The organism is Mesorhizobium sp. L-8-10, from assembly GCF_016756635.1.
In the GTDB taxonomy this organism is placed as follows: domain Bacteria; phylum Pseudomonadota; class Alphaproteobacteria; order Rhizobiales; family Rhizobiaceae.
Window position 1 is genome coordinate 5,727,391 of record NZ_AP023263.1, and the last position, 15,953, is coordinate 5,743,343.

General features: G+C 63.8%; 13 protein-coding genes. 10 read left to right on the forward strand and 3 right to left on the reverse strand.

Translation table 11 applies throughout. The features are described 5' to 3' along the window. Window positions 1-3 precede the first annotated feature (3 nt). The 10 genes from tssJ to JN280_RS26810 are packed head-to-tail and all read left to right on the forward strand — an operon-like array spanning window position 4 to window position 11,993. Entirely contained in the window at window positions 4-456 is a 453-nt protein-coding gene (tssJ, locus tag JN280_RS26765; RefSeq protein WP_202306844.1) for a type VI secretion system lipoprotein TssJ, read from the forward strand. Window positions 457-485: 29 nt separating this feature from the next. Then, window positions 486-1,820 carry a type VI secretion system baseplate subunit TssK gene (gene tssK, locus JN280_RS26770; RefSeq protein ID WP_202306845.1) on the forward strand — a complete coding sequence of 445 codons (1,335 nt, stop codon included), beginning with the start codon at window positions 486-488 and terminating at the stop codon, window positions 1,818-1,820. 4 nt (window positions 1,821-1,824) lie between these two features. Then, on the forward strand, window positions 1,825-3,156 hold the full coding sequence (icmH, locus tag JN280_RS26775; protein WP_202306846.1) for a type IVB secretion system protein IcmH/DotU: 1,332 nt from the start codon (window positions 1,825-1,827) through the stop codon (window positions 3,154-3,156). A gap of 1 nt (window position 3,157) precedes the next feature. Then, on the forward strand, window positions 3,158-6,697 hold the full coding sequence (tssM, locus tag JN280_RS26780) for a type VI secretion system membrane subunit TssM (protein WP_202306847.1): 3,540 nt from the start codon (window positions 3,158-3,160) through the stop codon (window positions 6,695-6,697). Further along, complete coding sequence (gene tagF / locus JN280_RS26785; protein WP_202306848.1) at window positions 6,679-7,221, forward strand: type VI secretion system-associated protein TagF; 543 nt, start codon at window positions 6,679-6,681, stop codon at window positions 7,219-7,221. Before tssM ends, tagF begins: the two co-directional genes overlap by 19 nt. A gap of 3 nt (window positions 7,222-7,224) precedes the next feature. Continuing rightward, complete coding sequence (locus JN280_RS26790) at window positions 7,225-8,268, forward strand: DUF2169 family type VI secretion system accessory protein (protein ID WP_202306849.1); 1,044 nt, start codon at window positions 7,225-7,227, stop codon at window positions 8,266-8,268. Then, window positions 8,265-9,323 carry a beta-ketoacyl synthase N-terminal-like domain-containing protein gene (locus JN280_RS26795; protein ID WP_202306851.1) on the forward strand — a complete coding sequence of 353 codons (1,059 nt, stop codon included), beginning with the start codon at window positions 8,265-8,267 and terminating at the stop codon, window positions 9,321-9,323. The genes JN280_RS26790 and JN280_RS26795 overlap by 4 nt, the downstream gene beginning before the upstream one ends. Continuing rightward, on the forward strand, window positions 9,323-10,270 hold the full coding sequence (locus tag JN280_RS39590; RefSeq protein ID WP_244742125.1) for a DUF4150 domain-containing protein: 948 nt from the start codon (window positions 9,323-9,325) through the stop codon (window positions 10,268-10,270). Before JN280_RS26795 ends, JN280_RS39590 begins: the two co-directional genes overlap by 1 nt. Window positions 10,271-10,285: 15 nt before the next feature. Then, window positions 10,286-11,218 (forward strand): type VI immunity family protein, encoded by a 933-nt coding sequence (locus JN280_RS26805; protein ID WP_202306853.1) that lies wholly within the window; start codon window positions 10,286-10,288, stop codon window positions 11,216-11,218. Continuing rightward, on the forward strand, window positions 11,211-11,993 hold the full coding sequence (locus JN280_RS26810; protein WP_202306854.1) for a hypothetical protein: 783 nt from the start codon (window positions 11,211-11,213) through the stop codon (window positions 11,991-11,993). Before JN280_RS26805 ends, JN280_RS26810 begins: the two co-directional genes overlap by 8 nt. Before the next feature lie 9 nt (window positions 11,994-12,002). On the opposite strand, the gene JN280_RS26815 is transcribed toward JN280_RS26810, so the two are convergent. The 3 genes from JN280_RS26815 to tssI are packed head-to-tail and all read right to left on the reverse strand — an operon-like array spanning window position 12,003 to window position 15,853. Then, the gene (locus JN280_RS26815; RefSeq protein ID WP_202306855.1) at window positions 12,003-13,079 is read right to left on the reverse strand and encodes a hypothetical protein; all 1,077 of its coding nucleotides are present in this window, start codon (window positions 13,077-13,079) and stop codon (window positions 12,003-12,005) included. A gap of 9 nt (window positions 13,080-13,088) precedes the next feature. After that, a complete protein-coding gene (locus tag JN280_RS26820; protein ID WP_202306857.1) occupies window positions 13,089-13,517 on the reverse strand; it encodes a DUF6484 domain-containing protein in 429 nt (142 codons plus the stop codon). Window positions 13,518-13,525: 8 nt separating this feature from the next. Continuing rightward, window positions 13,526-15,853 carry a type VI secretion system Vgr family protein gene (tssI, locus tag JN280_RS26825; RefSeq protein ID WP_202306865.1) on the reverse strand — a complete coding sequence of 776 codons (2,328 nt, stop codon included), beginning with the start codon at window positions 15,851-15,853 and terminating at the stop codon, window positions 13,526-13,528. Window positions 15,854-15,953: the final 100 nt, after the last annotated feature.

Below are 15,953 nucleotides of genomic sequence, written 5' to 3' on the forward strand. Positions count from 1 at the left end.
GGAATGATCCATCGGCGCGACTTCGTTTTCGCCCTCGGGGCGACCGGCATCATTGCCGCCTGCCAGAGCGGGCCGCCCAAGCCGTCGACGGTTGTCATCAACGTTGCCGGCCAGGCCGGGATGAATCCCGGACCGGGCGGCGGCGACAGGCCTGTGACGATCCTCGTGATGAGGTTGCGCAGCACGGGGAAGTTCAATTCGGCGGACTATTTCGCACTGCAGGGGGATGCCGGCGGAGCGCTCGGAGGCGACCTCATCGGTTCGGACCAGATCGCCGTCGGGCCGGGCCAGACCGCATCGAAAACCATCACCGTCGAACCGGAGGCAACCGCTCTCGGCCTCGTGGCGCTTGTCCGGGAGCCCGGCGGCCGAAGCTGGCGCACCACCAAGTCGGTGTCGCCCGGATCTCAAATGACCGTCAATGTGAGGCTCGGCAGCGGCGGCATTTCCGCATAACGCCGGGTGCCAAAGCAGAAAGTGGCAGCATGAGCGACGCAAACAGGGTGCTGTGGTCCGAAGGGCTCTTCCTCAGGACGCAACATTTCCAGCAGCAGGACCGCTTCATGGAAGCCACCGTACGCGGCGTGCTGCAGGCGGGGCAATTGCATACGTTCGGGTTCCGGTCGCTGTCTCTCGACCCGGCCCTGCTGGAAGCAGGGCAGATCGCGGTGCTGTCGGCACGCGGCATCTTGCCCGACGGAACTCCGTTTGCCATTCCGGAGACGATGGATGCGCCCCAGCCGCTGGCCGTCACGGCCGACACGGCGGCGGGCCCGGTGCAGATGGCGCTGCCGCTGGAGCCTCCGGGCGGCATCAGCTTCGACCCGGCCCATGCCGAGCCGTCCGGAGCACGTTACCGCGGACGCATCGAGTGGATCCGCGACGCCGTGCAGGGAGGGGCCGAAGCGGAGGAGATCGAGATCGCCAGGCCACAGGCCATGCTGATCGCCGCCGGCAAGCCGGTCGGAGGCTTCACCGCGCTCCCGGTCGCGGAGATAAAGGGGCTTCGCGCCGATGGCGCCGTGGCGCTCGATGACACCTTCCTTCCGCCCACGCTCGTGACCGGCGCGGTACCTTGGTACGGGCAGTTGCTGCAGGAGGTGATTACCGGCCTCGACCGCATCGCCGAGGCGCACGGCAAGATGGTGCTCGGCGGGCCCGGCCGCAGCGTCGAGAACCTGCTCATACTGAACCTCGCCAATGCGGCACGCCCTCGCCTCGCCCACATGCTGGCCCAGGATATCTTCCACCCGGCCGAGCTCTATCTCGAGATGGCAAGCCTGGCCGGATCGATGGCGACCTATGGCTCGAGTTCCCGGCGCCTGGTGGAGCTCCCCGCCTATGACCACATGGCGCCTGGCCTCGCTTTCTCGACGCTCGCCGATACGCTGCGCTCGCTGATATTGAGCCTGCGCTATGTCGAGCCGAAGTCGCGCGCCCTGCCGGTCATGCGGCATTCGACCAATGTCTGGAAGGTCCGCATCGACAACCCGAAGCTTCTGCAGCAGAGCCGCATCGTCATTCGCGTGGGCTCGGAGCTCTCGGAGGAAGCGCTTCGCAAGATATTCGTGAACCAGGCGACGGTGGGTGCAGCCGGCGAGTTCGAGGGGCTGTGGAAGTCGCGCTTGCCCGGAATCCCCTTGAAGCCGCTGCACTCACAGCCGCGCGAGATTCCCTACGACGGCGATCGCCTGTGCCTCGAGCTCGACCAGAAGAGCGAGCACTGGGCCTCGCTGCTCGATGCGCCCGGTTTCGTCATCGGCGTTTCCGGCGTGCTTCCGAACGAGCCGGAGGTTGACTGCTACTCGGTGAACAGGTGACGCGATGAGCAAGGACGATCCTTTCGGCCTGTCCGAGGATCGAGAACGGACCCGTATCCGGCTGGTCGGCGCGCCGATGCGACGGCCGGCGGCTCCACCGCCGTCCGGCGCTCCGCTGCGCCGGTCGCGTTCGCATCCCAATCCGCTCGTCAGCGCCTTCGCGGCGCTCCTCGAATTCGCGCCCGAGCTCGAGAGCGCGCTCGCGCCCGACAATCCGGAAGCCTTGCGCACACGCCTTCTCGACGAACTCGTGAAGGCACGCGATGCCGTTGTCGCCGGCGGTTCCCCGCTCGCCAGGGCCGATGCTGCGGCCTGGGCGGTGGCGGCACTTCTCGACGACCTCGCGCTCAACACGCCATGGGGAGGCGCCAGCGCCTGGCCGCGCCAGCCGCTGGTCGTGATGCTGCGGGGCGACGTGGACGCTGGCGAACAGTTCTTCGCCCGCCTGGAGCAGCTCGAGCGGCATCCGAACCGCGATCGCGACCTCCTCGAGCTGCAATATCAATGCCTCGCGCTCGGCTTCCGCGGCAAATACCGCGTCCCCGGGCGGGCGGGCGACCGGTCGCTCGCCGCCGTGCGTGCCGCGGCGGCGCGATTCCTGCGCGATCCCGACGGGGAGGAAGCACCTCTCTCCCCCCACTGGCAGGGCGTGCTCGCCGCCGACGAGCCGTCGCGCTTCGCGATACCGATCTGGGTGATGGCTGCGGCGGCCGCGGTTCTGGCCGTCGCCATCCATGTCTTCCTGTCGATGCAGCTCAGCGGCCAGGCGACCGAGCTCGCCACGCTCGTCCGTGCCCTGCCGCCGCCGGACCGGGCCGAGATCGACCGCGCGGCGCCTCGCGAGCCGCCATCCGAGGCACCGGCGATCGAGCCGGTCGAGATCGAGCTCGTGCCGGAGTTCCAGGCGGCCGCCCCCGCCGACCTGTCGAAGGCGCTCAAGGGACGGGAAAGCGTTTCGCTGGCGACGCTCGTCATCCAGAATTCCAATCCCGAGGTTTTCCAGTCCTCGCGCGCCCAACTCACCAACGGCTTCGAGCCGCTCATCGCCTCGATCGCCAAGGTGATCCTCGAGAACGAGGAGATCATCGGCAATATCACGGTGGTCGGCCACACCGACAGCATACCGTTGCAGCGGAGCAACCCGCTGTCGACCAATCAGCGCCTCTCGGAAGCGCGCGCTGCGACCGTTGCCGACATCCTGGTCCAGAACGGCGTGCCCCGGGAACGGCTTCGAACCGAAGGCCGGGCCGCCACCGACCCCGTGGCGGACGATGCCACGCGCGAGGGCCGGGCATTGAACCGCCGGGTCGAAGTGCTGGTCGAGAAGAGGCTCTGAGATGTTCATCCTGCGCTTCCTCTGGGCGGTACTGACGTCGCGCTGGCTCTGGACGCTGATCGGACTGGCGCTGCTTTCCCTGATCATCTGGATCTTCGGCCCGATCGTCAGCGTCGGCGGTTACGCCCCATTCGCGTCCGAGACGGTTCGCATCGCCATCATCGCCGTGCTGGTGATCCTGTGGCTGGTCCGTCTGATCATCGTCCAGCGCAGGGCGATCCGCGCCAACCGCATGTTCGTCGCCGAGATCGCTGCCCCTCCGGAAGAGCCGCAACTGAGCCCGGGCGAGGAGAGCGTCGCGGCAGTGGGCGCGAAATTCCAGGACGTCATGAACGAACTGAAGCGCCGGAAGCTGGGCGGTCGCAAGTTCCTGCGCGACATGCCGTGGTACCTGATCGTGGGCCCTCCGGCGACCGGCAAGACAACGGCGCTGCGCCAGTCGGGGCTGAACTTCCCGATCGATCTCACCGACGACCTTCAGGGCGTGGGCGGCACGCGGAACTGCGACTGGTTCTTCACCGAACATGCGGTGCTGATCGATACGGCGGGCCGCTACGTCCAGCAGGAGAGCCAGCCCGATGTCGACGCGGCCGAATGGCTGGGTTTTCTCGATCTCCTGAAAAAGCATCGCGGCCGGCGCGCGCTGAACGGGGTCATCGTCGCGCTGTCGATCGACACGCTGTCGGAAGGCGACGAGGCCGTCCGCGCCCATGGCCGCAAGATCCGCAAGCGTCTGATCGAGTTGCGGGAACGGCTGGAGATCCGCCTGCCCGTCTATCTGATGCTGACCAAGGCCGACCTTGTCAAAGGTTTCGAGGCATTCTTCGGCGGCCTGTCGACCTCGGCGCGCGAACAGGTCTGGGGCGCCACCTTCGCGCCGGACGCCCGCATCGACGGCGGCGTGGTTGCCGGCGAGCTTTCCACGCTGGCAAGGGAGCTCGAAAAGCGGCTGGTGCCGCGCCTCGAATATGAGGATTCGCTTGCGGTTCGCGCGGACATCTTCCGCTTCCCGGCCCAGCTCGAAAGCCTATCGCAGCCCATCCAGACCCTGGTCGAGACGATCTTCGGCGAGAGCCGCTACGAGGAGAGCCCCTGGCTGCGCGGGTTCTATCTCACCTCGGCGACCCAGGAGGGCGCTCCCATAGACCGCTTGACGGCAGCGCTCACCGCCTCCTTCGGCCTGCCGCCGCAGCGCGCGGCGCCGGTGCGGCGGGTGGACAAACGCAGCTTCTTCCTCAAGAACCTCCTGACCGAAGTCGTCTTCAAGGAAGCCGGCCTCGGCACGCTCGACCCCCTCGCCGAGCGCCGACGCCTGTGGATCTGGCGCGGCTCGGCCGCTGCCGCGGCTGCGGCTGTGGTCCTCGCCGGGCTGCTGTTCACCTTGTCCTATCTCGACAACCGCTCGGCGATTGCTGCCCAGGCCAGCCTGTTCGACGGGCTTCGCCAGGCTCTGAACCCGATCGCGGTGAGCAAGGCGCCGGTGGAGGAACCCGATCTCTACGCCGGGCTTGAAGCTGTCTCCGAGGTGGCCAACGGCCGGGTCGAGCCGCCTTCGGGCGCGCGGGACCTGATCGGCCCGTCTGCTTCCGCCGAACTCGTCCGCGCGCAGACCGACGCCTACGACCATGCACTGCGCAACATCCTCGAGCCCCGGATGGTTTCGTTGCTCGAGGCCACCATGTGGCGCCAGATCCGTGATCCGGATTTCCTGTTCGGCGCGCTCAAGACCTATCGCATGATGACGGGCCTTTCGCAGATGGATCCCGAATACGCCCGGGACTGGTGGCTGAACAAGCTGCCCGAATTCGCGCCGGTCCAACCTTTCCCGACCCAGGAGGCCGCGGACCACCAGGTTGCAGCGATCGCCCGCATGGCGGTGGAGGAAAGCTACGTCGCCCCCGACAAGGGCCTGGTCGGTGAGGCGCTGCAGACGGTGTGCGCGATCGCCCTGCCGGTACGCGCCTACAAGACGCTGCTGGCCGACCCCGCGGTGGCCGGACTGGCCGAATGGGTCCCGGCGAACTTCGCCGGCCCGAACGGCGGCAAGGTGCTGGCCCGGCGCTCGGGCAAGACGCTGCGCGAAGGCATCTCCGGCGCCTTCACATATGGCGGCTTCCACGAGGCCGTGCTCGTCCGGCTCGAGGACGTCGCCGCGCAGGCGGCACTCGACCGCGCAGTCTTCGCCGGTGGATGCTCCGAGAATGCGGAGACCTCCATCCCCGCGCTGTCCGGGGATATCCTCAAGCTCTACTACGAAGATTTCATCGCCCAATGGGACAGCTTCCTTCGCGACGTCAAGCTCGCGCCGCTGACCGATCTGGCAACCGCGAGCGACAATCTGAAGGACCTCTCCAGCGCTGATTCCGCCATGAAGCGGCTGGTCAACGCGGTCGTGCGCGAGACCGAACTGACACGCTCGGATGAGGAGGAGCAAGGCGACGACAAGGCGAAATCGAAGGGCGCGTCCAAGTTGCTCGGCAAATTCGGCAAGATCGGCAAATATGCGAAGAAGGGCATAAAGCTGCTGCCGCGGACGGGGGCGACGGCGGAGACCGACATCTCAGGTACGCAGGTGGCCGAGCACTTCAAGCCGATCAAGGGCGCCGTCGCGGAGGTCGATGGCCTGCCCCCTTCCCTCGATGCGACCGTCGCGGCGCTGACGGCGCTGTCCAACATGTTGCAGACGCTTTCGGCGAGCCCCGATCCCCAGGACGCCATCAAGCGGCAGGGCGGCCTCGGCGAACTGACCGGCGCGGTTGCCACGCAAGCCAGGACGCTGCCCGATCCGCTCGACGACTGGCTCGCCGGCATTGCCGGCGATACGACCGGCCTGACGGAAAAGGCGGTCACCTCGCAGCTCAACGCGATCTGGCGTGCCGATGTGCTGCCCTTCTGCCAGGCTGCGCTGGCCAACCGCTATCCTTTCGACCCCGGCAGCGCGATCGACGTCAACATTCGCGACTTCTCGCGCCTCTTCGGCCCGGGCGGAATGATCGACAACTTCATCAACGACCATCTGATCGGCTATGTCGACACGGCCAGCTCACCCTGGAAATGGCGCGCCGATTTCGGGCTCGATCCCTCCGTGCTCGCCGCGTTCGAACAGGCGCGCAGGATCAGGGACGAGCTGTTTGCCGCCGGCAGCGGACCGACCATGAGCTTCACGCTCGAGCCCAAGGACCTCGCGCCAAGCGTGGCGCGGGTGACGCTCAATGTCGACGGCCAGATGCTCACATATTTCAACAACGCCACCCGCCCGCAGCCGATGACGTGGCCGGGCAAGGACGGCACCGGCGTCATCACGCTTTCCTTCGAGCCGCTCGACGGCTCGCCCGCTGTCGTCGTCAGCGAGACGGGAAGCTGGGCCTGGCTCAGGATGCTGCGCGGTGGCCGGTTCGCCGGCACCGACCTCCCCGAAGTCTACAAGCTCAGGCTCGCCGCCCGCGCCTACTACGCCGATTTCGAACTGCGCGCTTCGAGCGTGGAGAACCCCTACAATCTGAAGATGTTCGCGAGGTTCACATGCCCGGAGAGAATCTGATCCCGGGCTTCTACGGGAAGATTCCGGCGGCGGGGGATTTTGTGGGTCGATCGCTTCCCTCGGCCTATGTCCGTTTCTGGGACCGTTGGATCGCCAGGAACCTCGCGCCGCGGCTCGCTGCCGGCCCGTGGGAGGAACGGCCGGCCCTGCGCTTCATGCTCGGCCTTGATATGCACGGCCCGATGACAGGCGTCGTGATGGCGAGCACAGACAAGGCCGGACGCAGCTTTCCCCTCACACTGGCTGCAGCGCCGCCCTCGGCGGCGGCGGAAATTGCCGTGCTCGCCGCTTCCTGGTTCGTCGATATCGAGGAGGTTGGAGAGCAGGCGCGCTACGGCGAGTTCGATGCCGACGCGCTTCGCGACCGCCTCGCGATGCTGCCCTTTCCCGCCGTGGACGGCGGCGGGGAACCTGTTCGCGGAATGGTCTTCTGGATCGATCCGTTCGAACTGTACGACGTCGATCCGGAGGAGCCCGGCGAGACGCTGCGGTATCTCCTGGCGGGACCCCGCGAGGTCGCCTGACGCATGTGGATCTTGTCGAACGAGACCCCGTTTGCAGCCCAGGAAAGCTGGACGCGAGACGAGAACGGCCATGAGATTTGGCTAGTGGCAATCAAGGCATCGTTCGAAATCGCCCCCGACGGAAGGCAGACGCTGCTGGAGAAGCAGATACCGGTCAACATGGCCCCGGTGTTCGCCAGTGATCCGAACGAACTGCTGGACGAGACCGATTTCAATCTCGAGAAGAAACGCACCGATGTGCTGATAAAGGGACATGCCTATGCTGCCAATGGAGGGCCGGGTACCCAAATTGGCACCCGCATCAAGGTAGCAGATGTCGACAAGTCGCTGACTGTAACGGGCGACAGGGTTTTCATTCCGGGACCAGTCGGAGTCGCGATGAGCCAACCGGAGCCTTTCCTGAAAATGCCAATTACTTGGCGGCGCAGCTACGGCGGTACCGATACACAGGCTTCGAGACCCGGTTGGGAACAACGTAACCCCGTCGGGACCGGCTTTGCGGTCCACCCGCAACATCTGGTTGGCAAAACAGTGCCCAATTTTGAGTATCCCGAAGCACATGACAAGCACCGGCCGGCAGGCTATGGACCGGTTGGGCGGCATTGGCTGCCGCGCATCAAATATGCGGGCACATACGGAACCGAGTGGGAACAGACGCGCGATCCGCTCTTGCCGCGCGATTTCAGCCGCATCTACTATCAGTGTGCCCCCGAAGACCAGCAGACGAAGTCGCCGTTGGTCGGCTATGAACTCGTGCAACTTGGCAACTTCACCCCCGATGGTTTCTTGCAGTTCCTGTTGCCCCGTATAACCTTCGACATCGTCACCAGGTTCTACAGGGGTCCGGACCGCACGCATGGCGAACCGCCGATACATACGCTGCGGCTGATGCCGGACAAGCGGCAATTCTCCATCGCATGGCTTTCGGCGCTACACTGTCCCTTCGACGGCGAACGGTTGAAGATCACGACAGTCAATGTCCGCGAGAGGATGGGCGTCTCCCAAGCCGTCATCCAGAGCGGTGTCTGGACGGGATCCGCACGATGAGCGACAACCCCGGTGCCATCGTCGTCATAGGTGTCGGGGCACGCACGCCGCTCGGCTTTTCGCTGCCCCCCAGCGCGGCGGCCGTCCGCGCCGGCATCTCGGTCATACAGGACCATCCGTTCATGGTCGATCGCTTCGGCGAGCCGATGAAGGTGACACTCGACAACGGGGTCAGTGCCGACCTCAGCGGACCGGATCGTGTGGTTGAAATCGGAGCCTCGGCCGCTCTCGACGCACTGCTACCGCTCAAGAGCAGCCGCGCGTCCATATCTCTTGTCCTAGCTGTCGGCGAAGAGCGGCCGGGACAGACGGCCGGTTATGCCGCCAGTGTCTATTCAGGATTGAGGGCAAGGCTCGCCCGCAATTTCTCGATTGAGAAGGGTGGCGTGCTGGCTGCCGGTCATGCAGGCGGAATTCTCGCCATGCTTCATGCCTGCGACGCGCTGGCGAACGGGAGCGCAAGGCTGTGCCTGGTCGGCGGGTTGGACAGCTACGTCGAACCCGAGACGCTGGAATGGCTGGACGCGCTTGAGCAACTGCATTCGCGTGAAAACATCTATGGTTTCTGCCCCGGCGAGGCTGCCGGCTTCTGTCTGATGGCAACGCTCCGCACGGCACGCGAGTTGAGTTGCCGGCCGCTATTGGAAGTGGTTTCGGTTGGAGCCGCGAGGGAGGAGAACAGGATCAAGACCCAGACCGTGGTGCTCGGCAAAGGCCTTGGTACCGCATTCCGTTCGACATTCGAGCAGGCGCCCAGCGAGATCGGCGTCGTGGACCGTGTCATCTGTGACATGAATGGCGAACGCTATCGCGGCAACGAGTATGGCTTCGCCGTTCTGCTCAACAGGGGCAAGTTCAAGGACGCCGCGGACTTCGAGACGCCGGCCGATTGCTGGGGCGATGTCGGCGCCGCCTCCGGCCCGCTCTTCGTCGGGCTCGTGACCGAAGCGGAAGCGCGCGACTATTCCAAGGGTCCCCTCTCCCTCATCTGGGCGAGCTCGGAGAACGGCAGCCGGGCCGCCGCTCTGCTTCGCGCGCCGAGGAGGACGGCCTAATGCCGACCCACATAACCGTCAACAAGCTCGGCCTGACCTACAAGGGCACGATCGGTGTCTCGATCGCGACGATTCCGGATGTCTGCAAGACCCCCAGCCCGGGCGGGCCAATCCCGCTGCCATACCCCAACTTCGCCAATCAGGGAACGTTGCGCAACGGCACGACGACGGTGCTCGCCAAGGGTGGCAAGATGATTGCGGTCAAGGGATCGCAGTACGGCATGAGCACCGGCGACGAGCCGGGCACGGTCGGCGGCGTCAAGTCGAATACGTTCAAGCAGGCGACGGATTGGATCACCTACTCCTTCGACGTCAAGATGGACGGCAAGAACGCCTGCCGGCACACCGACAAGAAGTTTCACAACAACAAGAACACAGTGAACCTTCAGGGCGATCTCGACCCTCAAACGATCGCCGATCTAGAAAAGAAGATCAAATGCGCCATCAAGAAATGCGATCGAAAACATTACGATGTCTCCGATCAAAAAAAGAACAAACGCTGCAGTGCCCTGGGAACACTTAAGCATTCTTGCGTGGAAAAGGAACTCAAAAACGAACCAAACCTGTACACGGAAACGTCGTTCAACATGGAATCGAGGCTACCGAAATCCATACTCCAGCAGAACGGCAGACCGGTGCACCCCCGTGCTGCCAAGAAAGTGCTGAGACAAGTGCTTGGGCGGCGGCGCAACGCCAGGGTGCAGGTTAAACGGCCGGACGCCTGCACTGGCACGGGCCCGACCTGCAACGTGTATGATGCCAAGTTTCCGTGCCCGGAGAAGGTGAAGAGCGGCGAAAAGCTTTCGGGACGCCTGGATTCCGACATGACCAGGACGGGTGCCGAGATGATGTCGCCGGAGCAAGAACAGGCTTACCGGCGCATCGCCGGGAAGAAAGGCAAGGTGCAAGCCATTTCACCGAAGGAATGCCAGGACGTGGATTGTTGACGAGAGAGGTCTGTCATGCCGACTGAAAACAACGCGTTTGACGTTGTGCTGGATGATGGAAGCCGCGTGGTTTCGCTGGGCGCCGACATCGGCCTGTACTTCGACCTGCCCTATGGCGATGTGGCGGATGAAATACTCTTCGCGTTCGAGATCTTCCTGGACCGCTGCCCCAAGAAGCTCATGCGCTGGTACATGACCGGCGCGATGCAGAAGCATCACCGTGTCAACAGCAGGACGTTCGGCATCCTGAATGCGTGGCTAAAGGTCGAAAGGCGGCCGCGAGAGACCATCTTTTTCGAGCTCCGAGACGGCGACGAGTATGTGGATACGGCACGGTGGCGGTTTACGGTCTTCGCCAACTCAAGGGAATCCTTCTCGTTCGAAGAGAGGTCCAACTACATCCAGATCCTTATGCCGGCCGAAATACTATCCGACGACCCGGAAGCATTTGCTGCACTCACGCACGACATCTGCGACAAGTTTCCCTTTGCGTCCGGGCATGCAGGCTATGTGCTCGAACGCTCGCCATATGCACCAAACAAGGCCTATCCTTTGGCCTACCCATTGGCCATGCGTCATCCCGGTGCCGACATGTCCGACATGTTCGAAGCCTCCTACGCGGTGAAGGAGGGGGGCATAAAGGGGGTGAACTGGCTCACCGCCCTCGGCCCGCCATTCGTCAAGCGGCTAGGCGGCGTGGCGCAGCTTCGCGCGCAACTCAAGCCGGATGTCAACATGGTCGAAACCCGGCACGGAACCATCCTTAGGGCAGGCGAACGCCCCGAGACAGGCGACGTCAACCGTAGACGGTCCCTACCAGCCTACCGCGCCGCATTCGGTACGATCAAACCTGTGCTCGTCGACTGGTATCCTTCATTCAATCTGCAGCGAGCTGACGAAGACGATCTTACCGAGCGGTGGCTCCACCGGTTCGACGACAATGTCTGACAGCATTCCTGTAAGCCGCGTACAAATCCCGGATCGTTTGGACGGGCAGTTCTTTGTCCAGGTTGAATTGTCCGGCTCCCCGCCTGATGACATCGATGTCGATCTCAACGAAACTGTTGAAAGCTGGCTGGAGTTCGGTGCACGAGGCGCGTTCTGCGTCCCCCAGATCCCACCCGATCAAGCGGCAATGGCGCTGAAGGAGTTCCGTCGGCCAAGCGAGCTGACGCGGCAGTGGCTGTTCGAGGCCAGCCGTTGCGACCCGCGCTGCTTGCGCGTCCTCTATAATCTTCTGGTCGGCTTTTCCCTGGACGCCCATCCGCTGCTGACCATAACGATCGTCGGCGCCGGTTCCGCGGTCATGGCTGCCAGGCCGCTGGAAGCGGTAACGTTCGAAAATCAGTCCGTCCTCTATCCAGACGCCTCTTCGGCGCTCGGCTTCCCTGTGGAGTGGGAGCCCACAGGCTCTCCCCGGTCGTATCGTCGCCTGCTGGTCGAGTTCGCAGCGCCACCGTCCGAAGCGACGGTCGAGGCTATCGCCACCTTGATGGGCAAATGGGAACGCATTTCGGTCGACGGCTTTCCCATGACGGAAGAAGACCTCGAAAGCGGCAAATGCGCCATTGAAGACATCGCCATTCATCTCTTCGACGAATTTTCCGTCGAGGTTGTCGTTGCCGAGTTCGGCGGCTCTGAAGAAGCCTGGAACCCGCTGCTCAATGCACTGGGATCTTTTCATCGGACAAGCCAACCGATCGCGCGTATCAAGATCGAGTGAACCGCGACCTCAATCCCGGCCGCCCAACAGTTTCCGTTCCCTGCCCCACTCCTTGATACGATCCGCTACGGGAAGGTAGGGAGGGTCGTCATCGAAATGGTCTCCTATGACCTGTCCAAGCAGGCTGACCTCGACCGAGAACAGTTCGTGATTCTCCTTGGCTTCCGGAAACAGTTCCAAGAAGGCAATTCCGGCCGCCTGAGCAAGGGGCGGATTGCGCATCTGGCGGACGAGCCAGTGCAGGACAGACCTGTCTCCGAGCATGCCCGCGCCGCGAACTGCGAGAGGTGCGGTATCAGGAGACGCCAGCAGGTCGCCGAGCCATGCGCGCACCGCGCGTTGGGGGCCGGCTGAGATTACCATGCGCATCGCTGTGAGAGCTTCCGGCCCGCCACCGACCGCTACATTCTTCAATTCGGCTGTCGCATCCGAATTTGCCCCGAGCAAGAAAAGCGCGACGGCGGCTTGCGCTCTGGCCGTATCGTCCTGCTCGACGAGCCCCCTGCGCAACTCATTGATCACGTCGTCGCGCCGCAGCGTGCCAGCCAGCCGGAAGGCTTCGGCCCGCACCCTTGCATCGGTGTCGCGCATCAGGTGCGGCAGTCGAGCCTTGGGATCGACGCGATGCGATAGGCAAGCCGAGACGGCGAGGTACCGCCTGATGGCATCAGCCGAGCCGATCCAGTCGCGGACCAGGGGCGCGATGGTTTGCGTCTTCAGCCAAGCCAGGGCGCCGGCCAACCCTGCCACGTCCTCGGACGCGCGTCCGAACTCGACCACCCGGTCGAGACGCGCCAGATCCCACCATTCGATGGCGAAGAAGGCTGCGACGAACAGTTCGCCCTTTTCCGGGAAATCCTCATACTGCGACAGAATGAAGGGCCAAGCTGCTTCTCCGGCAATGCGCAGTCCGTCGAGATTGGCCTCCAGACGCAGGTCGATAGCCGCAATCGCCTCCGCGTCGACCGGATCCGCTTGCCGCAGCAGCTCACGCTGCGCCCACAGGAACGCCGACAGCTCGGCGTGCTGGCGCACAACGTCGGCAACGATGGGGCAGGCCTGAACCGAGTTGGCGTTGTTGAGCACCGGCCTTGCTCAGTTCAGGTTGATCGAACCGCCGCGAATACGGTTGGCGGCGCTGGCATGACTTGTCACATTCGTCCCCCGAATGATGATGCGGCCGTCCTTCTCCATGATGATCGTAGCCTTGCCGCAGCGCAGCTCGACCCGCTCCTTGCCGGCGATCCGGACCAGTTCGCCATCGCGAACGACAGCGGGCGTGGCGGCTTTCCTCACGGGGTCGACAAGCCGACCGACGATGAGCGGCCTACCGGGATCGCCGGCTTCAAAGAGGAGCGCTACCTCCGATCCGACCATCGACGACGACAATTCGGCGAGGCTCCTGGCAGGAACGGCTGTTTCCTGGCGATTGCCCGGGAAGACCACCAGCGGCGTCGCCTGGTCGTCGAAACCGATGAAGACACCGATAACTACGCCTTCAATGCGTTTACTGACCTCGTTCATACCTCACCTCAATTCTCGACTATCTTCGAGCCTTTCATGACGATGTCGCTTGACGCCTTGATACCGATCTTGCCGGAACCCTTGATGGAAATGTCCTTGCCTTCGATGGCGATCGTTCCGTCCTTCTTCATCATGAACTTGGCGCTGCCGCATTTGATCAGGATGGAGTCGGTGGCATCGATCACCAGATTCTTGCCGACCTTCACGGTGCTGTCTTCGCCGATCTTGACCGCGCTTGCCTTGGCAATGCTCAGTGTATGCATGCCTCCGATCGTAGTCGTGTCATCCGCCCCGATCTTGGCGCTGCGCGCCGCACCGATATCGCTGCTCTGGGCGCTGCCGACCTTGAAGGACTGATTGGCCCCGACCTGCACACTCTGGTTCGCCCCGATACTCCAGCTGTCCGACGCGCCGATGTCGTGGCTCTGATCAATGCCGACGCTGACCGACCGCGTCGCCCCGATCGTGTTTATCTGCGCCGCGCCCACGCTCCTTGTCTCGGCCGCCCCCACCGTATCGATCCGCGCCGCGCCCACCGTGATCGTCTGCACCAGCCCCACCGTCTGCGTATGGTTCTGGCCGATCGTTTCGGTGGAGTTTGAGCCGATGCCGATCGTCTCGTCGACCCCCACCGTCAGCGACCGGTTGGCACCCACCGTCTCCGTGTCGTTCGAGCCGATATTGGTCGTCTGGTCCACGCCGATCTTCACGGTCTTGTTGTTGCCGACGTCCTCGTCGAGATCGACGCCGACCGAATGCTTGGCGTTGTTGTCGATGCGGTCGGACTGGTCGTGCTGCACCAGCTTGGTGCGATCGTTCTTGATCAGAAGGTTGTGGTCCTTCTGCGCCTGGAAATTGACCAGTTCGGAACCGGCCTTGTCCTCGAACATCAGCTCGTTGTATCCGCCGCCGCCCTTCGAGGAGTTCGATTTCCAGCCCGATTGGGTTGCGCTTCCGGGCAGTCCGTAGGGTGGCATCTGCGAGGCATTGTAGACGCGGCCAGTGATGATCGGCAGATCGGGATCGCCCTCGATGAAGTCGACCACCACCTCCTGGCCAATGCGCGGAATCTGGATGAAGCCCCAGCCGCTGCCGGCCCAACTCTGCGAGACCCGTACGAAGCAGGAGCTGTCCTGATCCTTCTTGCCTTCGCGGTCCCAATGAAACTGGACCTTCACCCTGGCATATTCGTCGGTGAAGATTTCCTCGCCCGAGGGACCCACCACGGTCGCCGTCTGCGGCCCGCGCATGACGGGCCGCCGCGTGATGCGCGGTGGCCGGTAGGGCAATGAGGTCGGCGCCACCTCCATGGTCACACGGAAGTTCTCGGCTTCCGTTTCGACGCCGCTGCGGAAGCCGGGATCGAACAGCCGGTATTCGGCGCTGACCACCAGATATTCCTGGTTCTGGTCTTCGCGCGGAAAGCCTTCGAGTTTGAAGGTTGAGCCCGAGGCCAGGCCACGCACGGTGCCGGCGGCCCGAACACGCCGGTGCACGGCCTGGATCTCCTCGCGCCGGATCGCCGCGATCGCGTCGCCGCGCCCGACATCGAGATGAGCGCCCGGCTGGCGATAGTGTTCGCCGGATGCCCGCTCATGGCTGAAGGCCTTCGTCGACACGGCCATCAGGTCGGCGCCCGGTTTCTTGAAGTCGTAGTCGGTATGGGCGTAGGCACCCGGCATCACGGCGCTGCCGGGTATCCAGTCGGTGATGTATTCGACGTCGCGCCTCGCCGCCCGCCCCTCCTGGTGATAGGGCACCTTCTCGTAGCCGGGCGCCGGCTTCAGCTTGCTCATGGCGTCGGTCAGGATAAGCTTGTGCTCGCCATCGCCATATTCGAAGAAGTACATGATGCCTTCGTGCTCGAGCAGGCGCTGCACGAAGTCGAGGTCGGTCTCGTCGTACTGCACGCAATAATCGCGCGCGGGGTACGATCCCTGGAGCCGCTTCTCGTATTTGGCGGGAGCGTGCTTGGAGAAAATGTCCTCGACGATCTCGACGACGCTCATCTTCTGGAAGATGCGGCAATCGGTGGTATTGCCGAGGAACCACAGCCAAGGCCTGACCACGGCCTCGTAATAGGCCAGCCTCTCCTCGATGCGCGTGAGACGGAACTCGGAGATGAGACCGCTGAACCAGCGTTTCGGATCGGATTCCCCCTCGATCGAGACCGTTCCGCCCAGCATCTTAAGGGGGTCGACCTGCAGGTCGTTGCTCACGAAGCCGACGGTGAAGGCGAAGCAGCGGCTGATCTCGTCACGTCCGATCAGCTGGGTGAAGGTCAAAGTCTTGGCTCCGACCGGCGTCTGGATGACTGCGGCACGATCATCTGCCATCGGGAACGTGCCTCCGGAACGCAGGCCAACTTTCAACGATCAAGTGTAGCACAAGTCTTGGAGACCGGCCAAAAATCACGCGCTATCTTCCTGATTGCAA

Excerpts from the sequence above, each read along its gene's own strand:
- JN280_RS26820 (WP_202306857.1), bottom strand. The coding sequence starts at position 13,517 with ATGAACGAGGTCAGTAAACGCATTGAAGGCGTAGTTATCGGTGTCTTC.
- JN280_RS26810 (WP_202306854.1), top strand. The coding sequence starts at position 11,211 with ATGTCTGACAGCATTCCTGTAAGCCGCGTACAAATCCCGGATCGTTTG.
- tagF (WP_202306848.1), top strand. The coding sequence starts at position 6,679 with ATGCCCGGAGAGAATCTGATCCCGGGCTTCTACGGGAAGATTCCGGCG.
- icmH (WP_202306846.1), top strand. The coding sequence starts at position 1,825 with ATGAGCAAGGACGATCCTTTCGGCCTGTCCGAGGATCGAGAACGGACC.
- tssM (WP_202306847.1), top strand. The coding sequence starts at position 3,158 with ATGTTCATCCTGCGCTTCCTCTGGGCGGTACTGACGTCGCGCTGGCTC.
- JN280_RS39590 (WP_244742125.1), top strand. The coding sequence starts at position 9,323 with ATGCCGACCCACATAACCGTCAACAAGCTCGGCCTGACCTACAAGGGC.
- JN280_RS26805 (WP_202306853.1), top strand. The coding sequence starts at position 10,286 with ATGCCGACTGAAAACAACGCGTTTGACGTTGTGCTGGATGATGGAAGC.
- JN280_RS26790 (WP_202306849.1), top strand. The coding sequence starts at position 7,225 with ATGTGGATCTTGTCGAACGAGACCCCGTTTGCAGCCCAGGAAAGCTGG.
- tssJ (WP_202306844.1), top strand. The coding sequence starts at position 4 with ATGATCCATCGGCGCGACTTCGTTTTCGCCCTCGGGGCGACCGGCATC.
- JN280_RS26795 (WP_202306851.1), top strand. The coding sequence starts at position 8,265 with ATGAGCGACAACCCCGGTGCCATCGTCGTCATAGGTGTCGGGGCACGC.
- tssI (WP_202306865.1), bottom strand. The coding sequence starts at position 15,853 with ATGGCAGATGATCGTGCCGCAGTCATCCAGACGCCGGTCGGAGCCAAG.
- tssK (WP_202306845.1), top strand. The coding sequence starts at position 486 with ATGAGCGACGCAAACAGGGTGCTGTGGTCCGAAGGGCTCTTCCTCAGG.